The organism is Brevibacillus sp. MS2.2 (genome assembly GCF_013284345.1).
Classification (GTDB): domain Bacteria; phylum Bacillota; class Bacilli; order Brevibacillales; family Brevibacillaceae; genus Brevibacillus; species Brevibacillus brevis_C.
In genome coordinates this window covers 139,539-157,043 of record NZ_JABSUZ010000001.1, presented here as the reverse complement: position 1 = coordinate 157,043, position 17,505 = coordinate 139,539, and the positions used below count along the sequence as shown (strand labels likewise).

The 17,505-nt window shown below is 47.6% G+C and carries 13 protein-coding genes; 11 read left to right on the top strand and 2 right to left on the bottom strand.

All coding sequences use genetic code 11. From position 1 onward, the window contains the following. Positions 1 to 348: 348 nt before the first annotated feature. The gene (locus HP568_RS00660) at positions 349 to 1,281 is read left to right on the top strand and encodes an RluA family pseudouridine synthase (RefSeq protein WP_173628040.1); all 933 of its coding nucleotides are present in this window, start codon (positions 349 to 351) and stop codon (positions 1,279 to 1,281) included. A gap of 90 nt (positions 1,282 to 1,371) precedes the next feature. Here HP568_RS00660 and HP568_RS00655 read toward each other — a convergent pair whose 3' ends face one another. Next, positions 1,372 to 2,385: a hypothetical protein gene (locus tag HP568_RS00655; RefSeq protein ID WP_173628039.1), complete on the bottom strand. Its 1,014-nt coding sequence runs from the start codon at positions 2,383 to 2,385 to the stop codon at positions 1,372 to 1,374. Between the two features lie 139 nt (positions 2,386 to 2,524). On the opposite strand from HP568_RS00655, the gene HP568_RS00650 reads away from it, so the two are divergent. The 5 genes from HP568_RS00650 (at position 2,525) to HP568_RS00630 (ending at position 9,020) form a co-directional block, all read left to right on the top strand. Next, positions 2,525 to 3,148: a YhbD family protein gene (locus tag HP568_RS00650; protein ID WP_173628038.1), complete on the top strand. Its 624-nt coding sequence runs from the start codon at positions 2,525 to 2,527 to the stop codon at positions 3,146 to 3,148. Between the two features lie 14 nt (positions 3,149 to 3,162). Continuing rightward, complete coding sequence (locus HP568_RS00645) at positions 3,163 to 3,891, top strand: polymer-forming cytoskeletal protein (protein ID WP_048035144.1); 729 nt, start codon at positions 3,163 to 3,165, stop codon at positions 3,889 to 3,891. Between the two features lie 130 nt (positions 3,892 to 4,021). Continuing rightward, the gene (locus tag HP568_RS00640) at positions 4,022 to 4,648 is read left to right on the top strand and encodes a TetR/AcrR family transcriptional regulator (protein WP_048035143.1); all 627 of its coding nucleotides are present in this window, start codon (positions 4,022 to 4,024) and stop codon (positions 4,646 to 4,648) included. Positions 4,649 to 4,680: 32 nt separating this feature from the next. Then, positions 4,681 to 5,913, top strand: coding sequence for an efflux RND transporter periplasmic adaptor subunit (locus HP568_RS00635; RefSeq protein ID WP_048035142.1), 1,233 nt, complete (start codon positions 4,681 to 4,683; stop codon positions 5,911 to 5,913). Beyond that, the gene (locus tag HP568_RS00630; RefSeq protein ID WP_173628037.1) at positions 5,910 to 9,020 is read left to right on the top strand and encodes an efflux RND transporter permease subunit; all 3,111 of its coding nucleotides are present in this window, start codon (positions 5,910 to 5,912) and stop codon (positions 9,018 to 9,020) included. The genes HP568_RS00635 and HP568_RS00630 overlap by 4 nt, the downstream gene beginning before the upstream one ends. A 28-nt stretch (positions 9,021 to 9,048) precedes the next feature. Here HP568_RS00630 and HP568_RS00625 read toward each other — a convergent pair whose 3' ends face one another. Beyond that, positions 9,049 to 9,933 (bottom strand): CPBP family intramembrane glutamic endopeptidase, encoded by an 885-nt coding sequence (locus HP568_RS00625; RefSeq protein ID WP_173628036.1) that lies wholly within the window; start codon positions 9,931 to 9,933, stop codon positions 9,049 to 9,051. A 198-nt stretch (positions 9,934 to 10,131) separates the two neighbouring features. Between HP568_RS00625 and HP568_RS00620 the strand changes: the two genes are divergently transcribed. The 5 genes from HP568_RS00620 to HP568_RS00600 all read left to right on the top strand — a co-directional run bounded on the left by HP568_RS00620 (position 10,132) and on the right by HP568_RS00600 (position 17,449). Next, positions 10,132 to 11,427, top strand: coding sequence for an HD domain-containing protein (locus tag HP568_RS00620; protein WP_007724798.1), 1,296 nt, complete (start codon positions 10,132 to 10,134; stop codon positions 11,425 to 11,427). Next, on the top strand, positions 11,420 to 11,947 hold the full coding sequence (locus HP568_RS00615; RefSeq protein WP_048035140.1) for a YwgA family protein: 528 nt from the start codon (positions 11,420 to 11,422) through the stop codon (positions 11,945 to 11,947). Before HP568_RS00620 ends, HP568_RS00615 begins: the two co-directional genes overlap by 8 nt. 187 nt (positions 11,948 to 12,134) lie before the next feature. Beyond that, positions 12,135 to 12,524, top strand: coding sequence for a thioredoxin family protein (locus HP568_RS00610; RefSeq protein WP_173628035.1), 390 nt, complete (start codon positions 12,135 to 12,137; stop codon positions 12,522 to 12,524). Positions 12,525 to 12,560: 36 nt separating this feature from the next. Beyond that, complete coding sequence (locus HP568_RS00605) at positions 12,561 to 13,445, top strand: S-layer homology domain-containing protein (RefSeq protein WP_173628034.1); 885 nt, start codon at positions 12,561 to 12,563, stop codon at positions 13,443 to 13,445. A 14-nt stretch (positions 13,446 to 13,459) separates the two neighbouring features. Beyond that, a complete protein-coding gene (locus HP568_RS00600; protein WP_173628033.1) occupies positions 13,460 to 17,449 on the top strand; it encodes an ABC transporter permease in 3,990 nt (1,329 codons plus the stop codon). The last annotated feature ends 56 nt before the right edge of the window (positions 17,450 to 17,505 follow it).

Below are 17,505 nucleotides of genomic sequence, written 5' to 3'. Positions count from 1 at the left end.
AGCATGGTGGCTTTTTTGTTTTTTTAACGTAGCTGTCGGTGAGGGAAGAAGCGCATTTCCAGTCTACGCTTCTTCCTACATGGGCTGTTGGTTAACTTCTCTACCCCCTGAGTAACAACCAAAACGCTCTAAAAGCACGAAGTAAACCCAAGCTGTACGCAAGCACTGTCACATGTCTGGAAGGAGACCGCCCGAACGAAGAGAGGATACAGGCGACTGGAAGACATGTGGCAGGGCTTCCCCCGACCACCACAGTTGGAAGACAACCGTCTTTTGAGCAGGAGAGACGAGCATCTCTGGCATCCTTTTGCTACAATAAGAAAAAAGCATGGAACAGAGGGATTAGACGTGAGCCGCAAAGATTGGATCGAATACATCGTCAATGAACAAGACACGGGAATGAACGTGGAACAAATCGTCCGGCAAAAGCTCAACGTGTCGGGTCGGATGATGCAGCGGCTGACGAGAAGCAAGGGGATTTTGCTCAATCGCAAGCAGCCCTTCCTGCAAAGACAAGTAAAAGTAGGAGATACAATCGCTGTTCGTGTTATCGAGAGACAAGAGCAAGCGCCTAGGCAGCCCCAGCATGATACGAAGCCCGCGGGACCGATCACACCAATACCCTCCATCGACATTTTGTACGAAGACGATCATCTCTTGATTGCCAACAAACCGGCAGGCATGATGGTGCACCCGATTAAACAGGAGACCGACACATTGGTACATGCACTTGCTGCCTTACTGACGGCACGGGGTGAGCAGACGAGCGTGCATCCTGTGCATCGGCTGGATAAAGATACATCAGGAGCTATTCTCGTAGCCAAAAGCAGCTATGGTCATCAATTGGCTGACAGGCTGCTGCGCGAAGGGGGCATTCATCGCGAGTATCTTGCGGTTGCCAGTGGTGTGCTGTCAGAGGGAGCTGGAACGATTGATGCGCCAATCGGCCGAGATGCGCGTCATCCGACGAAGCGCCGTGTCGTGGAGAGTGGCGATCCTGCCATCACGCATTACGAAGTACAACAGACCTCTGAGGGAATGACGCTCGCTCGCGTCTGGCTGGAAACGGGTCGTACCCATCAGATTCGCGTTCACTTTGCCCATATTGGACACCCGCTTGCTGGCGATACGATGTACGGGGGAGCGAGAGGCTTGTTACGCCGACAGGCTTTGCACGCTTCGAAGTTGTCCTTTTTGCATCCGCTTCTCGAAAAAGAGATTGTAGTCGAGGCACCGATACCATCTGATATGAAACGCTTGATGCAAGCGGAGTTTTCATAAGAACGGGCAACAAGCTGAAACCACCTTTAATAGGTGGTTTCATTTGTGTATTTGGTAAGGGAGATTGTGTCCGGCCAACGTCCAGTTTCCCTAGTTAATCAAGCCATTTTCCGGCGTAACGGCGAAATCATAGAAGATTCCTTTTTTGTTGATCGATGCCGTAACAGTCGGTTTCCCCTTTTTCGTAAACGTATATACGTTATATTTGGACGAAACATTGTATCCAGTCAGATCAAGGTTGAAAACCTTTTTCATCATCGGGTTGGCAGCAGCAATCGCCGTTTCTTTTGTAAAGAATGGTTTGGCAAATACCTTGGGAATATCTTCGTCCGCGGTATAGTTCTCATTTATGAACTCGGTGATCAGGGTAGCTGCCACCACTTTCCCTGTTTTCGCCCCTATGACGATACTGTATTTCCCTTCGGTATCCATGAAAGCCCATACTTGATCCAAGCGTTCTTTCGATTCTTTCACGAGTATTACCTCAGGGAGCAGCGCCGATGCTTTACCGTTGGAAAGAGACTTCAGCGCCTTTTGCGCTGTATCGGTCACTTTGGGGTTTATTTGCTCGTTTGTATAATGCAATTTCGCAGAATTGACCTTCCCGGTGGCAGCGTCAATGCTGACCGATGCATGTTGCCCTTTGAACAGCCAAATGTTTTGTTTTTCCCAGTTGATCCGTTCTACCCAATCAATCGTAAAGGCATGCTGATTATCCATTCCTTTCAACGTGCTCGTAGCTGTATTTTGCAAATCAGCAGCCACTTCGCTCCATTTTAATTTCACGGATACGGATACAACCTTTCCCTCCTGCTTGGTAACGAGCACCTCACCTCTGTTGTTTTTGGCCGCAATCACCCAGCAATCTGCCGTTTCTCCGATAATCTCGTCCAGTTCAATCGGCACGCCGCCAGCCTGATTTTGCATCGCTTGTTTCGCCGCTTCTACGACATTTTTGTTTAACTGAGCAAGGGTTTTCATTTCTGGCTTTACTGCTGGTGCCTGACTAGCTGCATATGCTGGCGCTTGTGTGTTTGTAAATGGAGATGCAACGGATAACAGCAAGGCAATCATACTTGTCACCGCAAGTGTTTGTTTTTTCATATGTCATGCTTCCTTTCTGTATTCAAATCACTTATTTGATCCAGCTAAGGGGATTTTGTGACAGCCATCCAGGTGTCAAACAGTCTGTAGTTGAATAACGTAACAGTGTTATGTTACATTGTTTTTGGAGGTGCTTCCCTTGGACACAAATCATATCTCGAAGAAGGACCTGTTGGAGCTTACTGGCATTTCGTACGGACAATTGTACCGATGGAAACGAAAGAATTTGATTCCAGAGGAGTGGTTCATTCGCCGAGCGACTTTTACAGGGCAAGAAACCTTTTTCCCACGTGAACAGATTTTAGCTCGAATCGACAAGATTCTGAACATGAAAGACGACCTGTCGCTGGATGAATTGGCGGACATGTTTTCACCAAGTATGAGTGGAACATCATTGACCGCAGATGAATTATTGGCACGAAACATTGTTTCGACTACTTCTTTAGAAGTGTTTAACGTTTTTCTCGGGAGCTTACGGACCTTTACCTTCCAGCAGGCCTTATACGCCTATGTCTTGGAAAAGCTTTTGGCAGCTGGAGACTTAAGTGTAGAAGAAGGCGGCGGATTGCTGCAGGTACTGGCTAGCCACTATCTCAAATTCGAAGGGAAGCCTTGTGAGCTGATCTTTATGCGCAAGATGGGGATTTCTACGTTCGTGTTGGTGCCTGGCTCTACCGAACTGTATTTTGATAGCGGTGTAAAGGTAGTGAAGCGACTCGATCTAGCCAATTGCATCGAGGAATTAAAAGGAAAATATTTGTAGGGGGAGACCATATCATGCAGAACGAGAACAATAACAAGCCAGATTTGATCTTTCATGGTGCAGTGAATGCTACGGGTGGCGTATACAACAAAGTAGATGTGCAAGGTTACGGCAAGATCAATGGCAACGTAGAGTGCGAGTCGCTTCATTGTGCGGGACATGTCAGTATCTCGGGAGATCTCACTGGATCTTCGGCAAGAGTAGAGGGCAACGCGTCGATTAAAGGCAAAGTGAAAATGGAAACGTTGTCCGTCTATGGTCAGCTTGATGTTGCGGACGATTTGAATTTTACGAGTCTAAAAGTAGGTGGCAACGTCAAAGTACAGGGCAATATGGCAGGCGAGGACGTAAAGGTTCTCGGGTCATTGAAAACCGCAGGGGATTGCGAAGCGGAAGTGTTCCGGGCAAACGGTGCGTTTAGTATCGGGGGGCTTCTGAATGCAGGGCGAATCGAGGTCCTTCTGCATGGCAGTTGTGAGGCAAAAGAAATGGGCGGAGAGCACATCGAGGTGCGTCGCACTGGGAATAGCACCTTGGGCAAGCTGTTGAAGCATTTTCTCAACAATACCTTGTCTGTAGAGACGATTGAAGGTGACGAAATCTATTTGGAAAACACAAAAGCCAGGGTCGTTCGCGGCAACAAGATCGAGATTGGCCCCGACTGCGAAATTGACTTGGTCGAATACAGCACAGAATGCAAGCAAGACCCGAGCTCACAGATTAAGACACTGACAAAGCGTTAAGCCCTGAAAAAATGAAAAATGAACATCCCAAACTGCATGCAAGTATTTACATGCATGCAGTCCCTTTATATAATGGGTTTGGAAAAATATGAAAATGCAAGTAATTGCTTGCTTGGCACGGAGGTGCGTTATGGATCACCCAGATATAGAAACAAAGCTGGGGGGGAGAGGCGAAGAGGAACAGGAAACCCGTGAGCGAATTTTATCGGCCGCACGTCAGCTAATGGCACAAAAGGGATACAAGGGAGCGACTACACGCAAGATTTCTGAGCTTGCAGGGGTGAATGAGGTAACGGTATTTCGTCACTTCAAGAACAAGGTAGGCATCTTGACAGAGCTCCTGAAAGAAATCATGGATGTCCGAGAGCAGTTGGAGCAAGGGTTGCAAGGCGAGTTTTCTGATCTCAAGGAAATGCTGGTCAGCTACGCACGTACGTATTACGGCTTATTGGTCGAGCGCAAAGAAATTTTCATGATCTGCATGATTGAAGCGGATAACCACCCAGAGGTCGTGCAGATGTTCAGTAGCCTGCCGATGACCGCAGTCGAGGTATTGTCCAACAAGCTCCTGGCATTTCAGGAGCAAGGGCATTTGCCAAAGGCAGATTCGTTCACGGCAGCTCTTATGTTCGTCTCCACTTTCTTCTATGCCTTCATGGCGAAGTATCGGGTCAATCTCGATATCGAAATGGTAGAAGAAGAGCTTTTTGAAAATGCTTCTGAAATCTTGCTACAAGGCATCAGAGGACTCAAATAAAACAGCATAGCTACATAGGGGCGGAGGAAGTCATGAAGAGAAGATGGCTTGTATCTGTAATGATGATCGGACTTTTGGCTACGACGGCTTGCAGCGAGCAACAACCTGCTTCGGCACCTCAGAAGGAAGTGAAGCATGTCGCTGTAGCACAAGTGAAGAAGGAGCAGGCTGTTACCGTCACAGAGTTGTCTGGTACGCTGGCTCCTTTGGAGGAAGCACTCGTCTCTTTTGAAGTAGGCGGTCGTATCGTGGAGATGAACCGAAAAGAAGGAGACACGGTCAAAACGGGAGATGTGCTTGCCCGTGTAAACGCGACAGATTACTCGCTCCAGGTTGCTTCGTCCAGCGCTGCCGTGCAGCAGAGTGCGGCAAATCTTAGCAAGGTAAACAATGGCGCGAGAGAGCAAGAAGTCACGCAGGCGCGTTTGCTTGTGGAGAAGGCAACAGTAGGACTGCAAAAAATGCAGGATGATTTCAACCGGATTGAAAAGCTCTACCAGCAAAACGCCATTTCTAAAAGCGAGTATGAAAGTGCACAAAATGGACTGACGATTGCGCAAAAGGATTTGCAAAACGCACAGCAGTCTTATTCACTGGTTACTCAAGGGGCTCGTGCGGAAGACAAACAGTTGACGCAGGCTGTGTACAATCAGACGATTATCGCCAAAGAAGTAGCAGCCAATACACTGGCCAAAACGCAGCTTCGGTCGCCGATTAACGGGACGATCATCGCCAAGCTCTCGTCTGCGGGCAATTTGGTCGGTTCAGGTACCCCCGTCTATCAAGTCGGCAACATCGACACTTTAAAAGTCGTATTGCCCGTTCCTGACCGTGAGATTTCTGCATGGAAAGTAGGCGAGACGGTATCCCTTGACCTGTATGGACAAAAACGGGATGGCAAAGTGACAAAAATATTTCCTGCCACGAACCAAAATACCGGAACGATTGGCGTAGAGGTCCAAATCGCCAACCAAGCTCGTGACTGGTTTGCTGGTCAGGTGGTGAAAGCGACCAAAACGGTAACGGGGCAGGAAGGTGTCTACGTACCAGTAGAAGCAGTCATCAGCAGAGGAAAAGATGACGCGCATGTCTTCGTCAATGCAGGCGGCAAGGCTGTCAAAACAAGCGTAGTTATCGGGCAGATTGTAAGTGACAAGCTCGAGATCAAGAACGGATTAAAAGAAGGAGACCAACTGATCGTCAAAGGGGTGGACCGTTTGTTTGACGGTGACCCAATCGAGGCGGCAGGAGGTACACAACCGTGATCAAGTACATCGTACAAAAACGTAAAATCACGCTCCTGTTTTTCAGCATGATTGTACTTGTAGGCTCCCTCAGCTTTTTTCAACTGCCTAAGCAAGAGATGCCGGATATTATCGTGAACATGGCGACGATCACGACGGTTTATCCTGGTGCTTCGCCGGAAAAGGTCGAGCAGGCTGTTACGAAAAAGCTGGAAGAAAAAATCAATGAATTGCAGGGACTTAACTATATATCCTCCTCCTCTTCCCTGGGAGTCTCTTTTATCATGGTGGAAGCAAAGAGTGATGTAGATCCAAAGCAAAAATGGGATGAATTGCGAAAGAAGGTAAAGGACGCAGAGGCTGATCTGCCAGCCGATGCGAAACAACCGATCATCAATGATGATTTGAACCGTACGTTTGTCCAATCGTTTGCGGTTACCGCTGACACGCGTGAGGAATTGTACAGCATGCGTACCATGCTGAAATCGTGGAAAGAACAGTTGCGCACGATTCCGAACGTAGCGGATGTACTGGTGGAAGGTCTACCGGAGCAGGAAGTCCACATCGAGGTCGATACGCAAAAGCTGAGCCAGTACGGGATCACGTGGAGTCAGGTGATGATGGCTGTCAAAAAGGAAAATGAAAAAATCCCGCTTGGCGACCTGACCACAGAAAAACGGACCTACCAGCTCAAGCTGGCGGAAAATACAGATGTCGAAGAGCTGAACAAAGTCATTATCTCCCGTTCAAAAGAGGGCTTCCCGATCTATCTGAAGGACATTGGCTCGGTCAAAATGACGACGGAGACGGTGAAAACAACTTCGTATTTCAATGGGAAGCCTTCGATCACGATCAGCGTCAATGCAGAGACAGGAAGTGATGTGCCGTCCTTGCAGAAGCGCGTAGACGAGATGATGGTGGCTCTGGATAAAACACTTCCGGCAGGGGCCGAGAGACACTCGATTTATAGTCAAAATGAACGCGTGGATGAGCTTTTTAGCGACCTGACCCGGGAAATGATGATTGCCATCATCGCAGTTTTGGTGGTGTGTGCACTCGGATTGAACCTGATCACATCGTTGGTAGTAGCGATGGCGATTCCGATTTCCTTGGCAGTGGGGCTGATGTTCCTGCCATCCCTGGGTATTTCACTCAACATGATCTCGATCGTTTCGTTGATCATTGTACTCGGGATCTTGGTCGATGACGCCGTGGTGGTTAATGACAATATCGAGCGGCGACTGTCTGTCCTGGGCGAAAAACCGATGGCTGCGGCGGTTAACGGCGCCAAGGAAGTATCAATATCGATCACGACCGCTACGTTGGCTACGATTGCATCGTTTGCGCCCTTGATGTTTTTGAGCGGCAACGTCGGGCAGTTCATTCGTCCGGTTCCCGTCATTATTTCGATGACGATGCTGGCGTCGATGATCATGTCGCTGACGATCATCCCGATCTTTCGCCAATGGTATGAGCAACGTAGAAAGGCTGGCGTAGAAGGGTATCGCAAGCCCGCTGGACTTTTGGGGAAACAATTGTTGCAGCTAACCAAATGGTATGCCAGCAAGTTCATGCCGAAAATTTTGAAGCGACCACTTTTGGCAGGAATGATTGGCGTATTGATTGGAACGGCAGCATATGGATTGATACCGCTCACTCCGGTGGAATTGTTCCCGAACGATGATCGCCCGCAGTTTCTTATCGATATTCGTCTCCCCGTGGGCAACAGTCTGGAAGAAACAGACCGAGTGGTGCGCGGGACGGCAGATTGGGTGTTGAAGCAGCCTGGCATTGAGGCGGTATCTGCGTACGCGGGAGGCAGTGCACCAAAAATGTTCGGTGGAGATACAGCTGCCGGAAGCGGCATTACCGTCGGACAGCTAGTGGTTCGTTATAATGAAAAAGAGACCCATCTCGAGAACATGCTGGAACCGTGGACGGAGGAATTTAAAAAGCTGTATCCGGAAGCGAGTATCTTGACGAAGCAGCTGGAGGCAGGTCCACCGGTTGGAAAACCAGTCGTGATTCGTTTTTATGGAGAGAATATTGAGACGCTGCGCTCTCTTTCTGCACAAGCAAAAGAAAAGGTTGCCGGATTAGAGGGAACGTACAATGTGCAAGACGATTTCGGGGTAGAACGCTACACCTTGGAATTTGTCGTCAATAAAGAGCTGATGGAGCAAAAGCTCGTCAACTACACCGACTTGTCCACGACATTGCGTCTCGTGAGCGAAGGCATTACCGTCAGCGAGTTTGATACGGGCTCAGACCTGATAGATATGAAGCTGTTCTTGCAAAAAGGTGAGGAAGACCCTGCATTGCTGTTCCAGCGGCTCAGCATCGCCAATGCGCGTGGAGAGCTGATTCCGTTGTCACAGCTTGCGGAAGTAAAACCAACTTTTAGTACACAGACGATCCCACATCGCGATTTGTCGCGGAGCGTGACGGTTACCAGTGATCTGAAAGGTAGAACGGCGACAGAAGTAATGGCAGAGATTAAGCCGATGCTCGATAGCATGTCCTTGCCTGAAGGATACCGCTATGAGATTGGCGGCGAGACTTCCGAGCAGACTGATATTTTTATCGACATGGGCAAACTCTCGATTCTTGTCGTTTTCCTGATCCTGATTTTGATCGCGATGCAATTCTATTCCTTGACCATTCCTGTACTGGTTACCAGTACGATTTACCTCGCTGTATCGGGGAGCTTGATCGGCTTGTTCGTGACCCAGACACCACTTGGCTTTATGACAATGATGGGGATTATTGCTTTGGCGGGCATCGTGGTGCGTAACGGGATCGTTTTGATCGAGTTCATCGAGGAGGCACGCCATACAGGCATGGAGCTGAAGCAGGCGGTCATTTCTGCGTGTGAGGCACGACTGCGGCCTATTCTTTTGACCTCGCTTACAGCGATTGCGGGGATGATGCCGTTAGCTATTTCGGGTGACGTTTTGTTCAAACCGCTTGCAGTCACTATTATTTCCGGTTTGGCGTTCTCGACACTTTTGACCTTGATCGTCGTACCGTCCTTCTATATGGTTCTGACGCAGAACAAGATCAAAAGGCTGGCGAAAAAAGCCGCGAAGCGCCCGGATTTATATGGGCCTGAGGCAGAGACATTATAAGGCATGCAACAGCGGCAAACTCTCCGATTCATTTCGTTCGGGAGTTTGTCGCTGTTTGTTTTAGTAAGCTTTTTTTTGCTTTTCGCCAGCCGATTATCAAAAGTGTAAGGACCAGTATGAGAAAAACGAGTACACATAAAGCCCAGATCGACTGTAGCAGCATGCTGTGGTTGACCAGCCAGGGAATCTCCTCCAGAGGCATGTTTTTCATTTTGGGGAGAGAAGGGATGATCATCGCGTCTGCATAAATGTGCAGAACAATCGGAGCTAGCAGTCCCCAGCGAAGTGCTGCCCATGCCCACAAAACACCAATGAGAAACGATTCCAAAAGAGTCCCTAGACCATGTCCGGGTACGTGATAGTAGGCGAAAATCATCGAAGGAATGAGAAGATAGCTCCACCTCGCACCAGTGGGCAAGTCTGTGTTCCTTCTATAGATGAAGATGAGCAAGAGAAACGGGATGCCACGAAAGACAAGTTCCTCCCACAAAGGATTATGCCAGGTGGCAAACACAAGCAGATTTGCTTTGCCAGCGAGTGACTGTGCACCGATTGGCTGCGTGGTAGACCATCCGCTAATCGCTTGAAAGGCAGCTCCAGCCGCTTTTGCCAATAAGAGACCGACCAGGATGAACAGAAATGCTTGGCCCAATTTTTTCTTTTGTACAAGCCATAAGATTCCGCAAGCGTATATCAGCGAGATAACACCAAAAATGAGCCAGCCAGGAAGCGGGATAGCGACCTTCCAATCGGTTTTCGGCCAGAATAGTAGAGATACGGAAACAGTTTGTCCTAAAAAACCTGAGGAGAGATATTGTCCCCAGGAGGCGAGCAGGGGCAGAAAGAGCATAATCATCAAGAAAAGGAGTAAAAGTGGGTTTTTGGTTATGTAGCGAAATGTATTTGTCCACATTTGCGAAAACCTCTCGTTCCAACCGTTTTTTTCCATATAATCCTATATGCCATTTACGTGGTCTAGATGAAAAGGGCATTCTTCAGATTTTTGTAAGAGTTTGATTAAGCAAGAAATGGCATCGGACGTATGATATGATAGAATCAAAATTCACTGTCAGTAATAGATAGAAAGCAGTACAGGAAGGGAGTGTCCAGGATGCAACAGCCCCAGCTTCTTCATGAAGAAAAGGTATTCAAAGACCCTGTTCACCGCTACGTCCACGTGCGGGACAAATTCATTTGGGATTTGATCAACTCGGCAGAATTCCAGCGTCTGCGCAGAGTCAAGCAACTGGGCACCAGCTTTTTTACGTTTCACGGTGGAGAGCATAGCCGCTTTAACCACTCGCTTGGCGTGTATGAACTGATGCGCAGAATTTTGGAGACGTTCGAAGGCCGTATTCAGTTGACGTACGAGGAAAAGCTGCTGTGTCTATGTGCGGCTTTGCTCCACGATGTGGGCCACGGTCCGTTTTCTCATTCGTTTGAAAAGGTGTTCAAGTATCACCACGAGGATTGGACGCGCGCCATTTTGCTTGGAGATACGCAAATCAACCGAATTCTTCGTCGGTTTGATGATAGCTTCCCGAAGAAATTGGCAGAAGTGATTAATAAGACATATGACAATAAACTGATCGTAAGCCTCATTTCCAGCCAGCTCGATGCTGATCGGATGGATTACTTGCTGCGTGATGCTTACTATACGGGCGTCAATTACGGCAATTTCGAGATTGAGAGAATCTTGCGTGTCATGCGGCCGCAGGAGGATGGCATTGTCTTTAAATTCAGCGGGATGCATGCTGTCGAAGACTACATCATGTCTCGCTATCAAATGTACTGGCAGGTCTATTTCCATCCCGTGACACGAAGTGCCGAAGTCATCTTGTGCAAAATTTTTCAACGGGCGAAACTCTTGTTCTCCCAAGGCTATCCGTTCATGCAGGAGCCTGTCATGCTGCTGCCTTTCTTGCAGGAAAAGGTAGAGCTCGCTGACTATTTGGCGCTTGATGAGTCCATTATTCTTTTCTATATGCAGCTCTGGCGCAGGGAGCAAGACCCTGTGTTGAAAGATTTATGCGCCCGTTTTTTGGACAGGAATCTCTTTAAATACGTCGAATATAATCCGAGGGATTTCCGCTTGCTGTCTGAGCTGAAAGAACTATTTCAATCTGCCGGAATTGATCCGATGTATTATTTGGAGGTAGACACGACCTCCGATCTTCCGTATGATTTTTACCGTGCCGGAGAAGAAGAGGAGCGCATTCCGATTATGCTCCAAATGCCTTCAGGCGAACTGGTCGAGCTGTCACAGAAGTCAGAAATTGTACAGGCCATTAGCGGAAAGCGGCGCTTTGATTACAAGCTGTACTTTCCATTGGATAAAGTCATGGCTTTGCCGGGGGATCTCTCCCGTAAGATTCGAGAACGTCTGGGAGTGATGGAGGATGCTTAATCGTCACGCCAAGATCATACGCCTGATTGAGATAGTCGGCGAAGTGAGCGGGCGAAAAAAATTGCAAAAGATGGTGTACATAGGAAAACATCTGGAGATGGATTTCGATGAGCGCTACGAGTTTCACATGTACGGACCATATTCGGAAGAGCTGACACTTAGAGTAGATGAGCTGTGCAACATGGGGCTTCTGGATGAGCAAATGGAGAGTAAAGGTGCCATTCATATGTATCGTTACTCTTTGAACGAAACCGGTCATGATTTTCTCAAGTTTCATGAGGTTGACTTCGGTAGTGGAGAACGTGCGATTTTGCGTATGAACGAGGAGAATTCCCGTTTTCTCGAGCTGGTTTCTACGATTCTGTATTTCAACCACCTGCCTTATGAGGAAATGAAGGGCAAAATCTTTACGTTTAAAAGCAAGCAGCGCTACACAGAGGAAGAGATTCAAAAAGGGCAGGCATTTATTGAAGAACTGCGTGCGCTGATGAAGGAAGACGGCGACACTGCACTTATGTAATAGGGAACATCATACGAGGACAAGCACGGCGTACGAACTTGCAAGAGTTGTGGTACGTCTTTTTTTTATACATGTCAGCCAGTCCAATGGGGCTGGCTTTTTTTGTCTCAGCTCGGAGCCGCATAATACGGGCATCGTTCTTTGACAAGTGCATAGGTTATGAAACATTTTGATTAGCGAAAGGGAGATGGACGTGAGGAGAAGCAAGCAATGGTGGCTGTGGATCGCGCTCGGTGTTGTTATGCTTGCCGTCGGTATAAGTGCGTGGGGTACAGCCAGTGCCCATGAAGTAAGAGTGGTGTACGTCTATAGTGATAGCTGCGGATATTGCACGGAGTTCGGCCCGACATTCGAGAGAGTTGTGAAGGCTTATCCACCGGAAATGATCCAACGACTGGATATCCATAAGCAGAAAGAGCTGGATGAAGCGTCGCGACTCGGGGCAGAGGCAACTCCCACTGTTTTTGTCGTCGAAAAAGGTAAGGTAGTCGATAAGTTGGAAGGGGCGGTATCCGAGAATACGTTGCGAAGCTTTTTGCAAAGGAACCTCAATCAGACTCTTTCCGAAAATGGATAATATAGGTAAAATATCCGGTAAAGAGGGGGTCATTCCATGAACAAACGTGCAATGATGTCGTACCTACTAGCATCTGTACTCGCAATGGCAGGGTTTACTGTAGTTGCTGACAATCTTACCGTTCAAGCGAAAGCGTCAGCGAAGGATTACGCTTCACATACAGCAAAGGCAGCTATTGATTTCGGTGTACAGAAGAAATACTTATGGCTGGATAGCAAAGGAAACTTCTATCCGAATAGTCAAATCACGCAGGGACAGTTTATCGCGAGTTTAGTAGCCATTCGCGGATTGAAGGAGGTGGCACCCGTACCACAGCTCCCGGCAGGGCACTGGGCGAAGATGAGCTATGAGAAGGCGCAGAAGGCGGGGATTTTGGATAACGTGAAGATTGATCCAAACCGTTTACTGACTAAAGAAGAAACAGCACTGCTTGTATTTAATTCGTGGAAACCATATCGAGGTGAAAAAAGCCCGAATCTAACTAATACAGGTGCGTTGGTTACCTGGGGATGGATGAAGCCAGCACCAAACGGACAACCAAAGTTCCACGAGGATTTGCCAGTGCTTCGAAGTGATGCTGCTGAAATTTTACAATTTATGTGGCAGGATAAATGGCAACTCGAGCAAGGTAGAAAATATGCAGATGAATTTCATAAAAGTTTGAAAGTAGTTAATGGGAAGATTACCGGAAAAGTCCCGAAAGGGGACGGTAATTTCCTGATTAGAGCAATGTTTATCACTAACAGTGATGGAAGAAATGGATTTTTAAATAATGAGTCGTTCTCAGTTCCTGTAAATACAGTGAATTCCCTTTCTTTCGAAGTAATCAACTCAAAAGACTCGGGAATAGCAGGTGGGTATTGGTATCCCAAACTCCCTAAGCTTGACTGTGAAAATCGAACACAAAAATTCTATCGCTAGTTGAGGGTACTAATATGAATAATAAAATGTACAAGCACAGAAAAGCTCTTTTTTCTGTGCTCTCTTTCTGCTTTTTTTTAGGATTGATCGGGTTGCATCCACCGACTACTGAGGCTGCACCCAATTTACACGGAATAAAAGTGGCGAGTATTGATTCCTACAAGCGACTTGCGCCCAAAAACGGTTTCGACACAGTTTATATCCAAACGATACCTGGAAGACTGGGGGCGTCAATAGCCCAAATAGAGGTTGATAGAAGTATTGATGGACAGCAAGTATTGATATTTTCTGATGTAGATGAAAATGCAGATAAAGGGTGGTACTTCGTAGATGAGTCCGAGGCTTATTATTGGATCAATCGTTTTGGAGGAAACCCCAATTTTATTCTCGGTGGTTCTGCTAATGTCTATAGTAAAGAAGTTGCCAATCTAACGAATCATAAAAATCCGCCATACCAAGCTTACAATCTCGCAGAATTGGCTGCCGCATCAGGTGGTGCAGGTTATACAAAAGGAGATAACCTTATCCCGGATGGCAATGGTGGATATAAATCTGTAGGGCATGTCCGCACAACCCCACAACCCAGCGGCAGCATAACCACCAACAAAACCAAATACAACCTCAACGAAACCGTTGAGATCCATGCAAATGCCACGGACTTTTCTTACTATGACCGCGGCATTTTTGTATGGTCTTTAAATGTGATCAACAAGACAACAGGGCGTGGATACAAGAGCTTCTTATCTAATCAAAAATTCAACGATCCAAGCACGGCTATCCCCACGGTAAACGAGACAAGCAGTCCCCCAGGCTACAAGTGGGCCTATAAAAATACCGAATATAAGCCTACCGAGCCAGGTGTGTATGAAGTATCGCTAACGATCACTGACCTGCATCAAAGAAGTCGCCAGGGATCGAGCAGCATAAGTGTTTCCACACCTTACACAGCACAATTCACAGTAGGTGATGTAACCCCACCGGAAAAACCCGATCCCGAAAAGCCTGACCCAGGTCCAGCCTGTTCGATCGGATCGACAAAAACCAAACTGGACATTCAAGTCGTTGGCGACAAGGATATGAAAGACCACAATGCTGTTGCAAGCGGTGGCTCAGATATTGCTGTCGAAAAAAATGCCGAAATCACTCTCTATGCCAATAAATCGGGGAAGTTCACCATGAATGGTTATGACATGAAGCCTGGGGCGAATGGCAACAGGAAGGTCGGGACAGGAAGCATCGGGAGCTCTGGAAGGATAAAAGTCGTCTACATCAGTGATGATGGAACAGAATGCTGGGAGAAATATTTGAGAGTCAAGTCGCCAGACGGAGAAGACTCGTGCCCCATCGTTACACTGTCGGCATCTGCGGTGAGAAACGGTGAAACGATTGAGATTATGCCGTTTGACACGCTGACGTTCCGAGCCAAATACACAACCAAATACGGAGATAGCGAGGAAGCATCGCTCAAGTGGGATGTGACACTTCCAAATGGAAAAATCTATACCTTACCAGTCGAGGAAAGTGACAATGGCAGATGGCGATCCTATCATTCCCCTACCTTAAAACTTCCGTACGGGAATATTCATGACCCGTATGATGTTCAGTTTGAGCAAGGAAAAACGTACAAACTGAAGCTTAACCTCGATGGGACACAGTGGAAGGATCGGCCTGACTGCAATTGGGAAATCACGATCGTAGTAAAAGATGCCTCCTGCACAATAGCGGACCAAAAAAAGGTTAAATTCTTAGTACATAGCGAGCCGCCGCTGCCATTTTCCCCGGAAGGCGAACTGATGAATGGATCAGCCAGTTCAGGATATACACTGACAGACCCGGTGTATTTCAAATACTTTACTGATCTCGGAGACCACTACGATACCAATCTATCGTTTTCCTCGAAGGTATCTGGTACTTGGTATTTGAAGACTCCCGAAGGAAAAACAACGTTAACCGACAAGCTTGCAGCGGACGAGCAATTCAGGCTCATGTTGCCAGGTACTGTGGATGTTGGTGATGAAATTGTACTGCTGTTCGAGTCCGAGACTGGCTGCACGGGTGAAGTACGATTCACCATTGAATCTGACCAAAAATGCCGGGATATTTTGGTGTCTGTAGAAATTGATCTGAAAAACCAAAAGTGGAGCAAAGAAATTAAACGTGGAGAAACGATTGAAATAGCAGCAGATGAAATTCCAGACGGGTATCGTTTTCACATGTTTTTGTCCGAGGATAGTCGCTTTTCGATGAGGTGGTTCAATCCGGCCACAGGAAACTGGGAAAGAAAGCGAAATGGTAAAGAACTGGATGGATCTAACACCTCCACAAATGGACATTGGGTATATTTTCCGAAAGATGGGAACGATCTTCTTCTAGAAGGTTTGTACAAGGTGCAATTTTATTCACCCCAAAGTGATGGCTGTGACGGACATTATTTTGTACAAATCGGAAAAGGCACTCCAAAGCCGGATGGAGAGAATTTGCTTATTGTGAAATCGAGCTTTCAAATTAATCCGAAGAGCCCTCAAGCCGCAGGAACCGATGCGACGATTACATTCAACGTGAAGAATGCCGGGAAATTATCGCATGATACGAAATTGGCTGTTCGCTGGGCGAGCTCGGAGAAGGAAACCAGCTTGGATGTGAAGGAATTTAAGCCGGGTGAGGTGCGTAAGATAACGGTTCCGACGAAGTATCCGCAAAAATCTGAGGATTTCATCGCTCATATCAACCCTGCGAAATCCATGCCGGATAATGAAACGATCTGGACGGACAATCGCGCGACTTGGCCAGTGAAAATTATTGGTGGGGAAGTTCCCGAGCCGCCTGGGGGTGGAGACGATTTTGATGGCGGTGAAATTGGCTTAGAGATTTATGACAGTGATGGTCGACAGCTACAAAAACTGCCGCTACATGCAGATGGCGTGTGGGAACGTGAACCTGCTAGGATTCGCGTGGTCATTGATCAGTCGAAAATAAACGAAGGCTTCCAAAAAACAGAGCAGGAGATCAATCAGAAAATCACGGAATTCAAGGCGCAATTGGAAAGTTCAGTCAGCGGGGACGATATTAAAAACGTAACCGTCACTGCGAATCCCGGGTGGATTTCAGATGCCAAGAGCATGGCAGTCTATACGCCATCGCAGCTTGATCTGAAGCTGACAGGACCCGGAGCGCCAATGCAATGGCAGGTAAGCAGTGCATCTACAGGCACAGAGGTCGTGTACACAGGAACCACGGTCCCCACACAGACGACTTGGCGCCAAGTACTCCAATCCCAAAAGTACAAAGCAGAAATCAACGGCTTTGTCATCGTGATGGATTATCAGGTCGATTTTGAACTGTCCTACGAGAGCTGCACGACGAACGACGAAGATGAAGAGGTGTGTGAACCACAGAACATATCCAAAACAATGGCAGGACGCTATACCATTACGGTCAAAGGGGGAGAGCGCTCCTTTGAAGTATTTGAGCCGAATGCAACAGGCTCGATTCGACATACAGCCGAATGGGAAGCGTATCATGCCAGAGATCGGTATCCAAACAGCCAGCCAAACGATTACTACGCGGGGGAGCGCATCTTGACGCAAGTGGAGCTGCAGGATCGACACCGCCATCCTGTGAGCAACCAGCTTCCTGTCGTGACATCTGCGCGAGCGTGGATTTCGGAAACTGGCTTGCGCCAAACGCCGTTACAGTCGTTGCTAGCCTTGCAACAAGCGTCTCCCAAGCACTGGAGAGGCCCCTCTTATTCCGCTTCCAAGCTAGGAACTCGTGAAGTGGGAGTAGATACGCCTTTGATGGGGGATAAACAGCATGGCTTCCAAAAGGATACGAGCTACGCAGTCTATTACTCCGTTTCCTTTCGTTTTGATGTGAACAAGGGCTTCCCCTATCAAAATAAAGCCTCCGGGCAAGGGCACGAGCTAAAGGATTATCAACTACCCTTCCGTATCATTGCAAATGCATGGGAACGACAAGGAATCCGCAACCATACGACTCAGTAAAAATATTTGCACCCCCTCTCTGTCTTTTTCTACTGTAAAGCTAGAAAAAGGATGAG